Origin of the sequence: Micromonospora sp. NPDC005215 (assembly GCF_040607915.1) — a bacterium.
Lineage (GTDB): Bacteria > Actinomycetota > Actinomycetes > Mycobacteriales > Micromonosporaceae > Micromonospora.
The window spans coordinates 166,048-181,332 of record NZ_JBEXHQ010000002.1; the positions used below are offsets into that span (position 1 = coordinate 166,048).

Below are 15,285 nucleotides of genomic sequence, written 5' to 3' on the forward strand. Positions count from 1 at the left end.
CATGGGGATCGCCCTGGTCGAGGGGGACATCACCACCCAGCGGGTGGACGCCATCGTGAACGCCGCGAACTCGTCCCTGCTCGGCGGCGGTGGCGTCGACGGCGCGATCCACCGGCGCGGCGGGCCGGCCATCCTCGCCGAGTGCCGGGCGCTGCGGGCGTCCCACTACGGCAAGGGCCTGGCCGTCGGGCAGGCGGTGGCGACAACGGCCGGTGAGCTGCCAGCCCGCTGGGTGATCCACACCGTCGGGCCGGTCTGGTCCGCCAGCGAGGACCGCTCGGCGCTGCTGCGCGACTGCTACGCCAACAGCCTTCGGGTGGCCGACGAGGTGGGCGCGGCCACCGTGGCCTTTCCGCTGATCTCGGCCGGCATCTACGGCTGGCCGGTCGACGACGCGGTCGGTCAGGCGCTGGCGGTGCTGTGCGCGGCCACCCCGGCCACCGTCACCGAGGCCCGCCTGGTGCTGTTCGGCGCCGACACCCACGCCGCCGCCCGTCGGATCTTCGACGCCGGCTGACGTGAGCCCCGGCCGCCGCTCCCGCCTCGATCAAGTGATGAGAAGTAGGTCTCCGGAGCGATTCTGACCTACTTCTCATCACTTGATCTCCATGAGGTCAGGTCAGCTCGGCCAGGCAGGACCACTGGGCCGCGATCGGCCGGTAGCCGAGCCGGGCGTTGATCGCCAGCATCGGCGCGTTGGCCTCGTCGTTCGAGGTGTACGCGATCCGTACGCCACTGGCGGCGGCCCGGTGCAGCGCCGCCGCCTTGGTCAGCCGGGCCAGCCCACGCCCCCGGTACGCGGGGACGGACCCCGTGTAGTCCGACCACATCCGGTCTCCGTCCCGCTTCACGAGGCTGAAGGCGACCACAGCGCCGTCGACCACGGCGGCGGTGCTTGCCGCCTTGTCCAGCCCGAGGTTGTCCCACACCTCGTACTGCCAGCTCTCGTAGCTCTTCGCGTCGACCGGCACGTCGCCCGGCTCGTCGGCCGCCGAGGCCACGTCGGCCACGTACAACAGGCGTGGGTCCAGGTCGGCGACCGGGCGCAGCCGTACGCCCGCAGGCGGCTCGGGCAGCGCGGGTGCCGGATTCAGGTCCAGCGCTGAGTAGCGCACCTCCCGACTGGGCTCGTAACCGTGTCGGCGCGCGAACGGCAGCGCGTCCGGCAGTGCCACGGCACGCACCCGGCGGATTCCCAACGGACGGAGGTAGTCGGTCGCGGCGGCCAGCAGTGCCGTGCCAACGCCGCGCCGGCGGTGTTCCGGGTGCACGTGCAGCAGGTTGATGCCACCGAAGTTCGCAATTGATGTCGTCCCGATCCGTTCGGCGGACACCCAGCCGACCACCCGGGCGTCGACCTCGGCCACGAAGGCGGTCCACGCCTCCTCGGGCGGCGGTTCGGCGATCATCTTCCGGGTCGACTCGACCCCGCGCACCACGTACGGGAAGACCAGCGCCCGCAGGGCCACCACGGCCGGGGCGTCGTTTGGTTGTGCCTCACGAATTCGCATGTCAGGCCCCCATCCGTACGGCGGCGACGGCCTCGACCTCGACGAGCTGGTCGGGGTATCCGAGCACTGTGACGCCGAGCAGGGTGCTGGGTGGGTCGTGGTCGCCGAAGAAGTCGCGCACCACCTCCCAGGCGGTCACCAGGTCCTTCTGCTGCGACGACGCCACGTACACGGTGGTCTTGACCACGTCGGTGGGGGTGGCGCCGGCCGCCGCGAGGGCGGTCTTGAGGTTCGCCATGACCTGCCGGGCCTGCGCGGCGTGATTGCCCGGCGCGACGGTGCGACCCTCGGCGTCCAGCGGGCATGCCCCAGCGGTGAAAACCAGCCGAGCGGGCGGCTCGACGATGGCCGCGTAGGCGTATTCGGCGACGTCGGAGAGTGCGGGGACGTGCAGCAACGCGACATGATCCGGCATGCCGGTGAGGCTAACCAAGATCGTCCGCCCCAGCGAGGAATTAACCCGCGCCCGCACGGCGAGGAGGCAGCAACTTCAGGGTTGTTGGGGCCTGCGGGCGTCATGAGGCCCCAACAACCCTGAAGTTGTGCGGATCTTGCGGGTGCACGGGTGCACGGGTGCACGGGTGCACGGGTGCGGCGGGTGCGCGGGTGCGGCGGGTGCGGCGGGGCCGGTCAGGCGGAGGCGCGGCGGATCAGCTCGGTGGGGAGCATGATCGCCTGCTCGATGGTCTCCCCGGCGGCCAGCCGGAGCAGTTGGCGGGTCATCCGCCGGCCGAGTTCCACGATCGGCTGCCGGACGGTGGTCAGCGGTGGCTCGGTGTACGCAGCGGTTTCGATGTCGTCGAAGCCGATGACAGCGACGTCCTCCGGCACGCGCCGACCAGCCTCCCGCAGCGTCCGCAGGGCGGCGTGCGCCATCAGGTCGGAGGCGGCGAAGACGCCGTCGAGGTCGGGATGCTCGGTGAGCAGGCGGCGCATCGCCGCCGACCCGGATTCCCGGGTGAAGTCACCGATGGCGATCAGCTCGGGCAGCCCCGCGTCGGCGACCGTGCTGCGGTAGCCGCTGAGCCGTTCGATCCCGGCGACCATGTCCTGGGGCCCGGCGATGGTCGCGATCCGTCGACGACCGCTGTCGATCATGTGCCGGACGGCCGCGGTCACCCCGGCCACGTGATCGACGTCGACGTACGGGACGGGCACGTCGCCGAGCGGCCGGCCGCTGACCACCACCGGGATGCCGAGCCGGGCCAGCGTGCCGGGCAGCGGGTCGGCACCGTGCAGCGACGCGAAGAGCACGCCGTCGACGTGCCGACCGGTGGTGTACCGCTCGACCCGATGGTGCCCGGCCGGCGAGCCGGCGAGCATCAGCACCAGTTGCTTGTCGGCCGCCTCCAGCTCCTGGCTGACGCCCCGGATGATGCCGGGGAAGACCTGGTCGTCGGAGAAGACCCGGGTGGCCGCCTCCGGCATGACCAGGGCGATCGAGTCGGTGCGCTGGGTGACCAGGCTGCGGGCGGCCAGGTTGGGGACGTACCCCAACTCGGCGACCGCCCGGGTGACCGCCTCGCGGATCGGTTCGGCGACGGTGGTGGAGCCGTTGACCACCCGGGACACGGTGGCGCGGGACACCCCGGCCCGCGCTGCCACCGCTTCAAGCGTCGGCCGCTGCACCGTCGTCATCGCGCCTTTCCCCCCGCTCGTCACAGCCCGTTCCGGGAGATCACCTCCTGGTACCACCGGGCGCTGGCCTTCGGTGTGCGCCGCTGGGTCAGGTAGTCGACGTGCACGATCCCGAACCGCTTGCGGTAACCCTCCGCCCACTCGAAGTTGTCCAGGAATGACCATACGAGATAACCGCGCAGGTCCACGCCCCGGGAGATCGCCTCGTGCGCCGCACGGAGGTGCCCGTCGAGGTAGGCGATGCGATCGGCGTCGATCACCTGCGCCGGACCGTCGGGCGAGTCGGCGCCGGGCTTGTCGGGGAACGCCGCACCGTTTTCGGTGATCAGCACCGGCACCCCGGGGTAGTCGGCGGCGATCCGCTCCAGCAACCGGGTGAGCCCGGCCGGTTCGATCATCCAACCCATGTCGGTGAGCGGCCCGGCCGGTGGCAGGAAGTGCACCGCGCCCTCGGTGCCCGGATACGCGCTGTTGCCGGCGCCGTCGGGACGACCGGCCACGTAACTCGGCGCGTAGTAGTTGATGCCGAGCAGGTCGATCGGGGCGGCGATCAGCTTCTCGTCACCGTCGCGGATGAACGTCGGCTCGACGATCCGGGCCACGTGCTCGCGGACGTCGTCCGGGTAGCCGCCGGCCAGCAGCGGGTCGAGGAAGATCCGGTTGTGCAGGCCGTCGACCAGGCGGACCGCGGCGGCGTCCGCCGCGCTCTCCGGGTCGGCCGGGCGTACATCGGCCGGGTTGACGGTGACACCCACGCTGCCCGCGCCGGCCGCGCGCAGCGCCCGCGCCGCCAGGCCGTGCCCCAACAGCAGATGGTGTACGGCGGTGAAGGCCGCCGCCGGATCCTGCTCACCCGGCGCGTGCAGGCCGTTCGCGTAACCGAGGTAGGCCGAGCACCACGGCTCGTTGAGCGTGGTCCACACGTCGATCCGGTCGCCGAGGCGGGCGTACACCGCCGTGGCGTAGGTGGCGAAGTGCTCGGCGGTGTCCCGGTTGGTCCAGCCGCCCCGGTCACCGAGGGCCTGCGGCAGGTCCCAGTGGTAGAGGGTGACGATCGGGTCGATGCCCCGGTCGAGCAACGTGTCCGTGAGCCGGTCGTAGAAGTCCAGCCCAAGCGGGTTGGCGGGGCCGGTGCCGTCGGGCTGGATCCGCGGCCAGGCGACCGAGAACCGGTACGCCCGCAGACCCAGCTCGGCCATCAGCGCCACGTCGTCGGCGTACCGGTGGTAGTGGTCGCAGGCGACGTCGCCGGTGTGGCCCTGGTACACATTGCCCGGCGTACGGCTGAAGGTGTCCCAGATGGACGGACCGCGACCGTCGTCGCGGGCCGCACCCTCGATCTGGTACGCGGCGGTGGCCGTCCCCCAGAGGAAGTGCTCGGGAAACCGGAGTGCGTTGCCGTGCCTGTTGGTTTGCTCGCTCCGCTCGTTCACGCCTTGACCGCACCTTCCATGATTCCGCCGATGATCTGCCGGCCGAACAACACGAAGACCAGTAGCAGGGGCAGCGTCGCGATGGCCGTCCCGGTGAACACCTGCGACATGTCCTGGTAATACCCGTCCGACAGCGCTCGTAGGGACAGCTGCACTGTCGGATTCGCCGGATCGTTCAAAACAGCGTACGGCCAGAGGAAGTCGTTCCAGGTGGTCATGAACGTGAGCAGACCGAGGACGGCGGCGGCGGGACGCAGGGCGGGCAGCACGACGTGCCACCAGATCCGGGCGGTGCCACAGCCGTCCATCCGGGCGGCCTCGATCAGTTCGTCGCTGATGGCCTGGCCGGCGTACTGCCGCATCATGAACACCCCGAACCCGGTGACCAGCACCGGGACGATCACCGCGGGCAGCCGGTCGTTCCAGTGCAGCTTGGTCATGAGCAGGTAGAGCGGGATCACGCCGAGCTGCGTCGGCACCATCATGGTCGCGATGATCACCAGCAGCAGGGCGTTACGGCCACGGAACCTGAGCTTGGCGAAGGCGAACCCGGCCAGGCTGGAGAAGAACACCACGGAGACGGTCACCGTGGTCGCGACGACCGCCGAGTTGATCAGGCCGGTCAGGAAGTACGCGTCGGTGTTGTCGAACAGGCGGGCGATGTTCGCGCCCAGGTTGCCGCCGGGGGTGACCGGGGGTGGCAGCTGGCCCATCGCGTCGTTGCTGCGGCTGGCGACGACGAACATCCACCAGATCGGGAAGACCGACAGGCCGGCGGCGACGACGAGGGCAAGGTAGGTGAGCGGGCTGGCCCGCCAGAGCCGGCTCATCGGGTGGTTCCCTTCCGCGGGCGGTCCCCGCCGCCGAGTCGGCGCAGGATCAGCACGTTGACCGCCGCGACGATCGCGATGAGCGCGAAGAGCAGCCAGGCCACGGCCGAGCCGTACCCGAAGTTGTAGTGCGGGGCGAAGGCGTTCTCGAACATGTACATGGTCAGGGTCTGCGACTCGCGCAGCGGTCCGCCGCGGATCGGGTTGGTGCCGGAGTGGAACATCCGGGGCTCGGTGAAGAGTTGCAGGCCGCCGATGGTGGCGATGATGGCGCAGAAGATGATCGTCGGTTTGAGCAGCGGCACGGTGACCGACCAGAACTGTCGGGCGCGGTTGGCGCCGTCGATCGCCGCCGCCTCGTACAGGTCGCGGGGGATGGCCTGCATCGCGGCCAGCAGGATCAGCGCGTTGTAGCCGGTCCACCGCCAGTCGACCATGGCGGAGATGGCCACCCAGGAGGCCAGCCGGTTGGACTTCCACTCGATCGCGTCCATCCCGACCAGGTCGAGCAGCCAGTTGATCATGCCGAACTCGCGACCGAAGAGCACCCCGAAGACGATCGCCACGGCGGCCGTGGAGGTGACGTTCGGGACGAGCACCGCCATCCGCCATCCGGTGCGGGCCCGCAGCCCTCGGTTCAGGAGGTTGGCCAGCCAGAGCGCGGCGAGCAGTTGCGGCACCGTGGAGATCACGAAGATGCCCAGCGTGTTGACCAACGCGTGCCAGAAGTCGACGTCGGCGAGCAGCCGGGTGTAGTTCTCCGCGCCGACGAACGGGTGGTCGGTGCCGAGCAGGTCCCAGTCGTGCAGCGACACCCAAAAGGTGTACGCCAGTGGGTACGCCCCGAAGATGCCGAAGATCAGGAAGAACGGGGCGATGTAGAGGTACGGCGAGAGCCGGGTGTCGAGCCGGCTGAGCCGACCTGACGAGCGCTGGGGTGCCGGTACGACCGGCGGGCGGGCGTCGAGCTGGACGGTCATGCCCGAGAACTCCTTTCCGTCGCGCGGGCGGGACTCCGGTGGTCGGAGCCCGCCCGCACGCTCGCTCGGACTACTTGGCGGCGGCCTTCTTCGCGTTGGTCACCGCGTCGGTCCAGCCCTGCGAGGGGCTGCGCTGACCCAGCTCCACGGTCCGTACGGCGTTCTCCACCTCGGTCCGTACTGCCTGGTTCTTCGGGCCCATGTAGACCGGCTTCAGGCTCTTCGCGCCGATGCCGAAGATGGCCCCGACCGGTGCCCCCGAGAAGTACGCGTTGGTGGCGCCGGTGATCGCCGGGTCGTCGAGCGCCTGCGGCGACGAGGGCAGCGGACCCTTGGCCTTGAACGCCCCGATCTGTCCCTTGGCGCTGGTCAGGAACTTGGCCAACTCGATCGCCTCGGCCTGGTGCTTGCTCTGCTTGGGCACGGCGAGGTGTGAGCCACCCCAGTTGCCGCCGTTGCCGGGCACCCGGGCGATGTCCCACTTGCCCTGGGCGTCCGCGCCGGCGTTGGCCTCGATGACTCCGGTCATCCACGCGGGGCAGGCGATGGTCGCGAACTTCGACTGCTTGAAGGCGGAGACCCACTCCTCCGACCAGGAGCCGTACTTTCCGGAGAGGCCCGAGTCGATGATGTCCATGGTGGTGTCCCACGCCTGCCGTACCGACGGGTTGCTGTCGACGACCAGGTTGCCGCTGGTGTCGTAGTAGCTGTAGCCGGTCGTGTTGCCGGCGGTCTGCAGCAGGATGGTGTTGAAGGTGTTGGTCGCCCCGTCGAGGAAGGACGCGCCGGTCTTCGCCGAGGTGAACCGCTCGCCGGTGGCGATGTAGTCCGGCCAGGTGGGCCAGAGCTTGGAGACCGCGTCCCGCTCGGTGGGCAGGCCGGCCTTCTCGAAGAGGTCCTTGCGGTAGCAGATGGCGATGCCGCCGACGTCGGTGCCGAGGCCGATGAGCTGTTTGCCGTCGGGGGTCAGACCGGCGTTCCACTTCCACTCCAGGAAGTTGCCCTTGAGGTCGGCGGCGCCGTGGTCCAGCAGGTTGACGAAGTTGCCGGGGTTGGCCTTGTACTCGACCAGCAGGCCCTCCTCGATGGCCACCACGTCGCCGGCGCCTCGGCCGGCGGCGAGCCACTGGGTCAGCTTCGGCGAGTACTCGTCGAGGTTGGTGCCGGTGCCGCGCTCGACGATCTTCACGTCGGGGTGCGCGGCCATGTACTCCTGGTAGAGCTGCTCGTAGCCGAACTGGCCGAAGACGTCGACGGTCAGCGTGATTGGTCCGTCGCCCGGCTCGTCGCCACCGCCGCAGCCAGCGGTGACGAGCAGGGCGGTGGCGGCGGCGAGGGCCACCGCAGCGAGGCGGCGGCGCGGGAAGACAGCCATGGGTATCGACCTCTCTCAAGGCGGGCGGGTGATGGCAATGGGGTAAGAGAGCGCTCTCACGACAGGGTGGTGGGTAGCCAACCCGCTGTCAAGAGAGCGCTCTCTCAGTCTTGCGGCCCGCTGGTGGACGGTCGTCCACGTGCGCCGCCCGGTAAGCAGGCGATCCCCCGACAACGACGAGGGCGCCACCCCCGGATGGGGTGACGCCCTCGCTCGTGGTGGGTCGGTCAGCCGGTGCGCAGACCGTCCAACAGGGCGCGGTCGCCGACGACGTCCAGCGTCTCGAAGCTCACCCGCCCCCAGAGCGCCAGCAGCAGATCGCTCGCGGTGCCACTGACCTGGGCGCGGGCGTGGTGATCGTCGTGGTCGAAGATGGTCGCGGTGTCGAGCAGCGCCACCCCCTCGCCGCGCAACCGCAGATACCAATCCTGGGCCGCATCGGTCGAACAGAGCTGCACCACCCCGTGCCAGTCACCCGGCGCCTGCCGCCGACCCGCGGGCAGCCAGGTGTCCAGCACCTCACTCACCCCGTCGGCCGCGAGCTTCGCCTCCACCGGGTCACCAGCCGCGATCGCGAGTTGGGCGTCCCAACGGTGCACAGCCGTCTCGTGCGCCATCCGACGCGGCCAGAAACCAGCCTTCTTCGGCTGTGGGGCCCAGTTCCACGCCGGTGCCTCCGGGTCGAGCCCGTCGAAGAGGGTCATCACCCGGTCGTAACCCTGCTGCCACAGCTGGAGCGCGCTCACACCCGGGTCGGCCTCAATCTTCTCCCGGCGAGGCGGTTGACTGGTCTGGCCGGAACCGGCGAACGACGACACCCAGTGGTAGATGCCGGCCATGTGCAGTGTGAGGTCGTTGACCGTCCAGCCCGGACAGGACAGCACCGGTGTCTCCGGCGGCGCCTCGGCCACCGCTGCCGCGAAAGCCGGACCCTCCGTCCGGAGCGCCCCGATCCAGAAATCCTTGCTGCCCTGCAGTCTGCTCATCGCCATCCTCCCGGGGGTGCCGGGCGACCAGTGGGTGCCACGGCTACTTGTCAGCCTAAGGTGAAGGGCGTGCCAGACGCCTCCGCCCAGCCGACAACCGACGCCGATCGTGCCATCCCCGGTCCACTGGCCGGCTACACCACCCTCCGAACCGGTGGGCCGGCCGAGCAGATCGTGGCCACCGGCAATGCCGACGAACTCGTCCACGCGGTGCGGACCGCGACAGAGCCGGTCCTGATCCTGGCCGGGGGCAGCAACGTGGTGATCGGCGACGCCGGCTTCCCCGGCACCGTCGTCCTGGTGCGCTCCCGTGGCGTGCGGGTCATCACCGAGGACGCCGCCTCGGTCACCGTACGGGTCGACGCCGGCGAGCCGTGGGACGACCTGGTCGCGGCCACCGTCGCCAACGGCTGGGCCGGGCTGGAGTGCCTGTCCGGCATCCCCGGCTCGACCGGTGCCACCCCGATCCAGAACGTCGGCGCGTACGGCCAGGAGGTCGCCGAGACCATCACCGGCGTCGAGGTGTACGACCGGGTCGAGGGCACCCGCCAGGTCATCCCGGCCGCCGACTGCGGCTTCGCCTACCGCGGCAGCATCTTCAAGTACGTGGACCGCTGGGTGGTGCTCTCGGTCGACTTCCGGCTCACCCGGTCTCCGCTCTCCGGGCCGGTGCGCTACGCGGAGCTGGCCAGGGCCCTCGGTGTCGAGGTGGGCGACCAGGTGCCGCTGGCAGACGCCCGAGCGGTGGTGCTGCGGCTGCGTGCGGGCAAGGGGATGGTGCTCGACGCCAACGACCCGGACACTCGTTCGGTCGGCTCCTTCTTCACCAACCCGGTGCTCGACCGGGCGACGTACGAACAGCTCCTGGAACGCTCCGCCGAGCTGGGCGACCCGCCCGCCTGGCCCGGGGCGGACGGCCTGGTCAAGGTGAGCGCCGCCTGGCTGATCGACAAGTCCGGCTTCGCCAAGGGGCACCCCGGCGAGGGTGGGGTGGCCATCTCCAGCAAGCACACCCTGGCGCTGACCAACCGCAGCGGCACCGCCCACACCGCCGACCTGCTCACCCTGGCCCGCACCATCCGCGACCAGGTCCACGCCCGCTTCGGCGTAACCCTGCACCCCGAACCAGTCCTCATCAGCTGCACCCTCTAACCCAACCCAACCCAACCCACCCCACCCCACCCCACGCTCCCGCCTGCGCCCCGCGATCTTGCAGTTTCGGTGGGGACATAAAGGATGCAAAAGGGCGAATCGCCAACCCCAAGTGCAAGATCGGCGTGGGAGGGTGGGGTTGGGTTAGGGGAGGGGCCAGGGGAGGGTCAGTTCGCCCTGGCGCCAGCGGGTGGAGTTGTCGAGGATGGGCCAGCCCGTCTCGCGGAGGCGGGTCACCGCGCGCAGCCAGCGTTGGCGGGGGCCGAAGGTGGCGTACGGGGCGGCGGCCTGCCAGGCGTCGTCCAGTGCGCGGATCAGAGCGTGCACCGGCTCACCGGGAACGTTGCGGTGGATCAGCGCCTTGGGTAGCCGCTCGGCCAGCTCGGCGGGGCTGCCCAGCGTGGTGAGCTTCGCGGCCAGGGTCAGCGTCCGGGGGCCCTCGGCGTCGATCAGCAGCCAACTGGCGAGCCGCCCCAACTCGTCACACGTGCCCTCGACGAGCGCCCCACCGGGGGCGAGCGCGGCGGTCACCGTCTGCCAGGCCTCGGCGACCTCGCTCTCGTCGTACTGTCGCAGCACGTTGAACGCGCGGACCAGCACCGGCCGGAGCCCGGCCAACTCGAACCCACCCCGGGCGAACGTCAGCCCGGGTGGGTCGGCGGCCGGCGCCGCGGTGGCCACCCGGTCGGGGTCGATCTCCAACCCGACCAGCCGTACGTCCGGACGTACCCCGGCCGCCAGTCGAGCGCGCAACTCCACAGCGGTCACCGGGGTGGCGCCGTAGCCGAGGTCGACCACCAGGGGGTCGTCCGCCGCCAACAGCCGGTCGGCGCACGTGGCGACGATCCAGTTGTCCACCCGACGGAGCCGGTTCGGGTTCGTCGTGCCGCGCGTGACCACGCCGAATGGCCGCCGTCGCGCCGCAGGGCTCATGTCGACCTCAGGAGACTCGGTGCACCTTGTGCTGGGCGGCCTGTGCCCGTGGCCGGACCACCAGCCGGTCGATGTTGACGTGCTCCGGGCGGGTGGCACACCAGGCGATGCAGTCGGCGACGTCCTCGGCGACCAGCGGCCCCGGCACCCCGGCGTAGACGGCAGCCGCCCGTTCCGCGTCACCCTCGAACCGGACCAGCCCGAACTCGTCGGTCTTCACCATGCCCGGGTCGATCTCGATCACCCGCAGCGGTCGGCCGCACAGCTCCAGGCGGAGCGTGCCGGCGATGGCGGTCTGCGCGTGCTTCGCGGCGGTGTAGCCGCCCCCGCCCTCGTAGACGGTCAGGCCGGCGGTGGAGGAGACCACCACGATCGTGCCGGAGCCGGACGCCTCCAGCGCGGGCAGCAGCGCCTGGGTGACCCGCAGGGTGCCGAGCACGTTCACGTCGTACATCCACTGCCAGTCGGCGACCGAGCCGGACTCCACCGGGTCCAGCCCACGCGCTCCGCCGGCGTTGTTGACAAGCAGGGTGACCGGCCCGGGTGCCTGGGCCGCGGTCTCGGCCAGCCCGGCCACCGACTCGTCCGACGTGATGTCGCAGGTCACCGCGGTGGCCTGCCCGCCAGCGGCGGTGATCTCGGCGACCAGGTCGGTGAGCCGCTCGGCACGGCGGGCGGCGGCGAGCACGTGGAAGCCCTCGGCGGCGAGTCGGCGGGCGGTGGCCGCGCCGATCCCGCTGGACGCTCCGGTGACGATGGCGACAGGGGTCATTGCGACATTCTCCCCCCGACCGTGGGACCCGTTCCGACCGGGCGTGGGCGGCCATCGACGGGGATGCGGTGATGAGGTCCGTCACCCCCGGGGGCCGCGCCGGGGAATTTCCGATGCCCGATGGGGAAGATGACACTCGGCGTACAGGTTGACCGAGAAGCGCCGGTCGTGCGAGACGGCATCTACCGTGACGAAGGAGCGGATGTGGCGGAAATGCACGCCGGTGTCGGGCGTCAGCGAGGTGCCCGACCGTGGCCCCGGCCGCGCCGCATCGCCACCCTGTCGGTGCACACCTCCCCCCTGCACCAGCCCGGCACGGGCGACGCCGGCGGAATGAACGTCTACATCCTCGAAGTCGCCCGGCGTCTCGCCGAAGCCAACGTCGAGGTGGAGATCTTCACCCGGGCCACGTCCGGCGACCTGCCCCCGGTCGTCGAGATGGCACCCGGCGTGCAGGTCCGGCACATCACCTCCGGCCCCCTGGAGGGCCTCACCAAGGAAGAGTTGCCTGGCCAGCTCTGCGCCTTCACCGCCGGGGTGCTGCGGGCCGAGGCGTCCCGCCCGCCCGGGCACTACGACCTGATCCACTCCCACTACTGGCTCTCCGGGCAGGTCGGCTGGCTGGCCAAGGACCGTTGGGGGGTGCCGCTGGTACACACCGCACACACCCTGGCCAAGGTCAAGAACGCCCAGCTCGCGGCCGGCGACCGGCCGGAGCCCAAGGCTCGGGTGATCGGCGAGGAACAGGTGGTCGCCGAGGCGGACCGGCTGGTCGCCAACACCCGGGTCGAGGCCAGCGACCTCCTCGATCGCTACGACGCCGACCCGGGCCGGGTCTCCGTGGTGCAGCCGGGTGTCGACCTGGGTCGCTTCCGGCCCGCGCCGGGCAACCGGTCCGCGGCGACCCGCGAGGCTCGCCGCCGGCTGGGGCTGCCGGCCGACGGGTACGTCGTCGCCTTCGTCGGTCGGATCCAGCCGCTCAAGGCCCCCGACGTGCTGATCCGCGCGATCGCCGCGCTGCGCGAACGCGACCCGGCGCTGGCCGACCAGGTGACAGTGGTGATCTGTGGCGGACCCAGCGGCAGCGGGTTGGACCGGCCGACCGCGCTGATCGAGCTGGCCGCCACGCTCGGTGTCACCGACGGGGTGCGGTTCCTGCCACCGCTCACCGGGGACGACCTGCCGGCCCTGTACCGGGCGGCCGATCTGGTCGCGGTGCCGTCCCACAACGAATCGTTCGGGCTGGTCGCCCTGGAGGCGCAGGCCTGCGGTACGCCGGTGCTGGCCGCCGCCGTCGGAGGGCTGGTCACCGCCGTGCGTGATCAGGTCAGTGGCGTACTGATCGACGGTCACGACCCGGTCGACTGGGCCAGGGCGCTGGGCCGTCTGCTGCCGGACCGAGCCCTCCGGGCGGCGCTCGGCCGGGGAGCCGAGCAGCATGCCCGGCACTTCTCCTGGGACCGTACGGTCGCCGGTCTGCTTGGCGTCTACGGCGAGGCGATCGCCGCACACCGCGCCCGGCTCGCGGCTGACCTGGCGGCCAACCCGGCGCTCTCCTGCTCCTGGTGACCGAGGGGCGTCGCCGTCGACAGGTGCGCCGGGCGGGTCGGTCGTAGAGTGGGTCCGGTGAGCCCGAAGAGCGATCTTGCGACCCTGATCGAGTCGGTCTGCGCGGAACGGGAGCTGGCCTGGGAGTCGACCGGCCCCGACTCGTACGCCGTGACCCTGCCGGGCACGCACAAACTCAAGACGGTCTGCAACCTGATCATCGGCGAGCACGCGCTGCGGGTCGAGGCGTTCGTGATGCGCCAACCGGACGAGCGCCGCGAGGAGTTGTGGGCCTGGCTGTTGCAGCGCAACGCCCGGATGTACGGCGTCTCGTTCTCCACCGACGCCGTCGGCGACGTGTACCTGACCGGGCGGGTCAACCCGGCCGGCGTGGACGCCGACGAGTTGGACCGGCTGCTCGGCTCAGTGCTCACCTACGCCGACGAGTCGTTCGATACGATGCTGGAGATCGGCTTCGGCAGTTCGATCCGCCGCGAGTACGAGTGGCGGGTCAAGCGTGGCGAGTCGACAGCCAACCTGGCCGCGTTCGCCCATCTCTTCGAGCCCTCCGGCTCCGGCCCCGACCAGTCCTGACCGATGCCACCCGGTCCTGGATCGAGCACGATCACGGCGAGCTGACTGTGGTTCGGACTGCTCCTGACGGGTATGCCGCTCCGCGCGGTGCGGCGAGGGACCCCCGCGCGCCGAGGACGGAGTGTCAAGGAGCGGAGCGTCCCATGGCTCAGCGGAACAGCTCAGGTCGCGGCGCGACTGCGACCAGGACGAAGCGACAGGCCGGCAACCAGACGCCGGGTACCCCGGGAGTCTCCGAGTCGGAGATCTCCCGGATGCGGGTGGACGACATCCGCGGGCAACTACGCAAACGCGGGGTCTCCGGGATCTCCGCGCTGCGTAAGCCCGACCTGGTGAAACAGCTGGTGCGCTCGATGCGGGCCGGCGCGGGTCGGAGCAGCACCGGCCCGACGGGCCGGGCCACCGGCACCAGGGCATCGGCCGGTCGGGCCGCCGCCACGAAGAAGTCGGCGTCGAGGGCGGCACCGAGTCGTGCGAAGGCCGCACCGGCGAACAAGAGCGCACCCGCGAAGCGGGCCGCCGCGAAGAAGGCGACTGCCGCGAAGAAGACGACCGCCGCGAAGAAGACGACCGCCGCGCGGAAGTCAACGGGGGCGCGTAAGGCGGCTCCCGCGAAGAAGACCACAGCGGCGGCCACGTCGACCGCCGCGCGCAGGACGTCGGCGGCGAGCAGGTCGACGACCGCGCGTTCGACGGCCCGTACCGCACCCGCGCGTAAGGCGCCGGCGAAGAAGGCCCCGGCACGGCCGGCGGCGAAGCGGGCGGCGTCCACCGCCGCGAAGCGGGCGGCGCCCGCCAAGCGCACGGTGTCCCGGTCGGTCAGCAGCGGCACGTCGGCCGGTGGGATCCGGACCGGACGGGGCACCGGACGGTCGGTCCGCAGCTCGCAGGTGATCTCGTCGGTCGCGGACCGGCCGGAGCGGCCGGGGCGGAGTCTGATCACCGCGAACCACGAGGTGATCCAACGTTGGGCTCGGGAGCGTGGAGCCAAGCCGGCAACCATCGCGGGCACCGAACGGGACGGTCGGGCGGGCGTTCTGACCTTCAACATCCCCGGTTACCGGGAAAGTAGCCGAATTCGCGAGATCACCTGGGATGAGTGGTTCTATACCTTTGACCTACGCCGGCTGAACCTGATTTATCAGGAACAGTTGCGCAACGGCCGGCAGAGCAGCTTTTTCCGGACCGAGTCGCCCGATCGGGAGGACGGTTGAGGTGTTTGCGGGAATGGTTGACGGGTACCCGGCTGTTGCCAGAGATCGAGGCCCGAGCAGCGGATACTCGTCAGTTGTGACCGGCGAGACAGCCGTTCTGGGTTGAATCCAGAATCTGGGCGAACTAGCTTTATTGCACCGCGTCACGCTTGGAAACGTTCGGGGGAGCGGCGGATCGATCAGATCCGCGCACCAGGCGAGACGCGAGGGGACGGGTGGATTTACCGTTGGGGGACGGTGCCCACCTGTTTGGACCGGCGGCTGAGCGGGCGACGCTTACGGGGGTGAGTGTTTGCCCGCCGCCGCCGGCCCCACCGGC

15 protein-coding genes are annotated in these 15,285 nt (G+C 70.9%); 5 read left to right on the forward strand and 10 right to left on the reverse strand.

The genetic code is table 11. The features are described from left to right. Position 1 precedes the first annotated feature (1 nt). Positions 2-517 (forward strand): O-acetyl-ADP-ribose deacetylase, encoded by a 516-nt coding sequence (locus ABZU25_RS02915; RefSeq protein ID WP_355027618.1) that lies wholly within the window; start codon positions 2-4, stop codon positions 515-517. A 97-nt stretch (positions 518-614) separates the two neighbouring features. On the opposite strand, the gene ABZU25_RS02920 is transcribed toward ABZU25_RS02915, so the two are convergent. The 8 genes from ABZU25_RS02920 to ABZU25_RS02955 form a co-directional block, all read right to left on the reverse strand. Further along, positions 615-1,511, reverse strand: coding sequence for a GNAT family N-acetyltransferase (locus ABZU25_RS02920; protein WP_355027619.1), 897 nt, complete (start codon positions 1,509-1,511; stop codon positions 615-617). 1 nt (position 1,512) lies between these two features. Then, complete coding sequence (locus ABZU25_RS02925; RefSeq protein ID WP_355027620.1) at positions 1,513-1,926, reverse strand: RidA family protein; 414 nt, start codon at positions 1,924-1,926, stop codon at positions 1,513-1,515. A gap of 215 nt (positions 1,927-2,141) precedes the next feature. Continuing rightward, complete coding sequence (locus ABZU25_RS02930) at positions 2,142-3,149, reverse strand: LacI family DNA-binding transcriptional regulator (RefSeq protein ID WP_355027621.1); 1,008 nt, start codon at positions 3,147-3,149, stop codon at positions 2,142-2,144. Positions 3,150-3,169: 20 nt separating this feature from the next. Then, positions 3,170-4,582, reverse strand: coding sequence for a GH1 family beta-glucosidase (locus ABZU25_RS02935; protein WP_355027622.1), 1,413 nt, complete (start codon positions 4,580-4,582; stop codon positions 3,170-3,172). Further along, a complete protein-coding gene (locus tag ABZU25_RS02940; RefSeq protein ID WP_210782488.1) occupies positions 4,579-5,412 on the reverse strand; it encodes a carbohydrate ABC transporter permease in 834 nt (277 codons plus the stop codon). The genes ABZU25_RS02935 and ABZU25_RS02940 overlap by 4 nt, the downstream gene beginning before the upstream one ends. Next, the gene (locus ABZU25_RS02945; RefSeq protein ID WP_355027623.1) at positions 5,409-6,392 is read right to left on the reverse strand and encodes a sugar ABC transporter permease; all 984 of its coding nucleotides are present in this window, start codon (positions 6,390-6,392) and stop codon (positions 5,409-5,411) included. Before ABZU25_RS02945 ends, ABZU25_RS02940 begins: the two co-directional genes overlap by 4 nt. A gap of 70 nt (positions 6,393-6,462) precedes the next feature. Next, positions 6,463-7,767 (reverse strand): extracellular solute-binding protein, encoded by a 1,305-nt coding sequence (locus ABZU25_RS02950; protein ID WP_355027624.1) that lies wholly within the window; start codon positions 7,765-7,767, stop codon positions 6,463-6,465. 227 nt (positions 7,768-7,994) lie between these two features. Continuing rightward, complete coding sequence (locus tag ABZU25_RS02955) at positions 7,995-8,753, reverse strand: maleylpyruvate isomerase family mycothiol-dependent enzyme (protein ID WP_355027625.1); 759 nt, start codon at positions 8,751-8,753, stop codon at positions 7,995-7,997. Positions 8,754-8,867: 114 nt separating this feature from the next. Between ABZU25_RS02955 and ABZU25_RS02960 the strand changes: the two genes are divergently transcribed. Next, entirely contained in the window at positions 8,868-9,905 is a 1,038-nt protein-coding gene (locus tag ABZU25_RS02960) for a UDP-N-acetylmuramate dehydrogenase (RefSeq protein ID WP_355027745.1), read from the forward strand. Positions 9,906-10,049: 144 nt separating this feature from the next. Here the strand turns inward: ABZU25_RS02960 and ABZU25_RS02965 are convergent, their stop codons facing one another. Together ABZU25_RS02965 and ABZU25_RS02970 are read right to left on the reverse strand one after the other, a co-directional pair. Then, the gene (locus ABZU25_RS02965; RefSeq protein ID WP_355027626.1) at positions 10,050-10,838 is read right to left on the reverse strand and encodes a class I SAM-dependent methyltransferase; all 789 of its coding nucleotides are present in this window, start codon (positions 10,836-10,838) and stop codon (positions 10,050-10,052) included. A gap of 7 nt (positions 10,839-10,845) precedes the next feature. Further along, positions 10,846-11,610, reverse strand: a complete 765-nt coding sequence (locus ABZU25_RS02970; protein ID WP_355027627.1) for an SDR family oxidoreductase — start codon at positions 11,608-11,610, stop codon at positions 10,846-10,848. A 204-nt stretch (positions 11,611-11,814) separates the two neighbouring features. Here ABZU25_RS02970 and mshA point away from each other — a divergent pair, with 204 nt between their 5' ends. The 3 genes from mshA to ABZU25_RS02985 all read left to right on the forward strand — a co-directional run bounded on the left by mshA (position 11,815) and on the right by ABZU25_RS02985 (position 14,966). Then, positions 11,815-13,179, forward strand: a complete 1,365-nt coding sequence (gene mshA, locus ABZU25_RS02975; protein WP_355027628.1) for a D-inositol-3-phosphate glycosyltransferase — start codon at positions 11,815-11,817, stop codon at positions 13,177-13,179. 57 nt (positions 13,180-13,236) lie between these two features. Continuing rightward, positions 13,237-13,752 (forward strand): YbjN domain-containing protein, encoded by a 516-nt coding sequence (locus ABZU25_RS02980; protein ID WP_355027629.1) that lies wholly within the window; start codon positions 13,237-13,239, stop codon positions 13,750-13,752. Positions 13,753-14,006: 254 nt separating this feature from the next. Further along, complete coding sequence (locus ABZU25_RS02985; protein WP_355027746.1) at positions 14,007-14,966, forward strand: hypothetical protein; 960 nt, start codon at positions 14,007-14,009, stop codon at positions 14,964-14,966. Positions 14,967-15,285 lie beyond the last annotated feature (319 nt).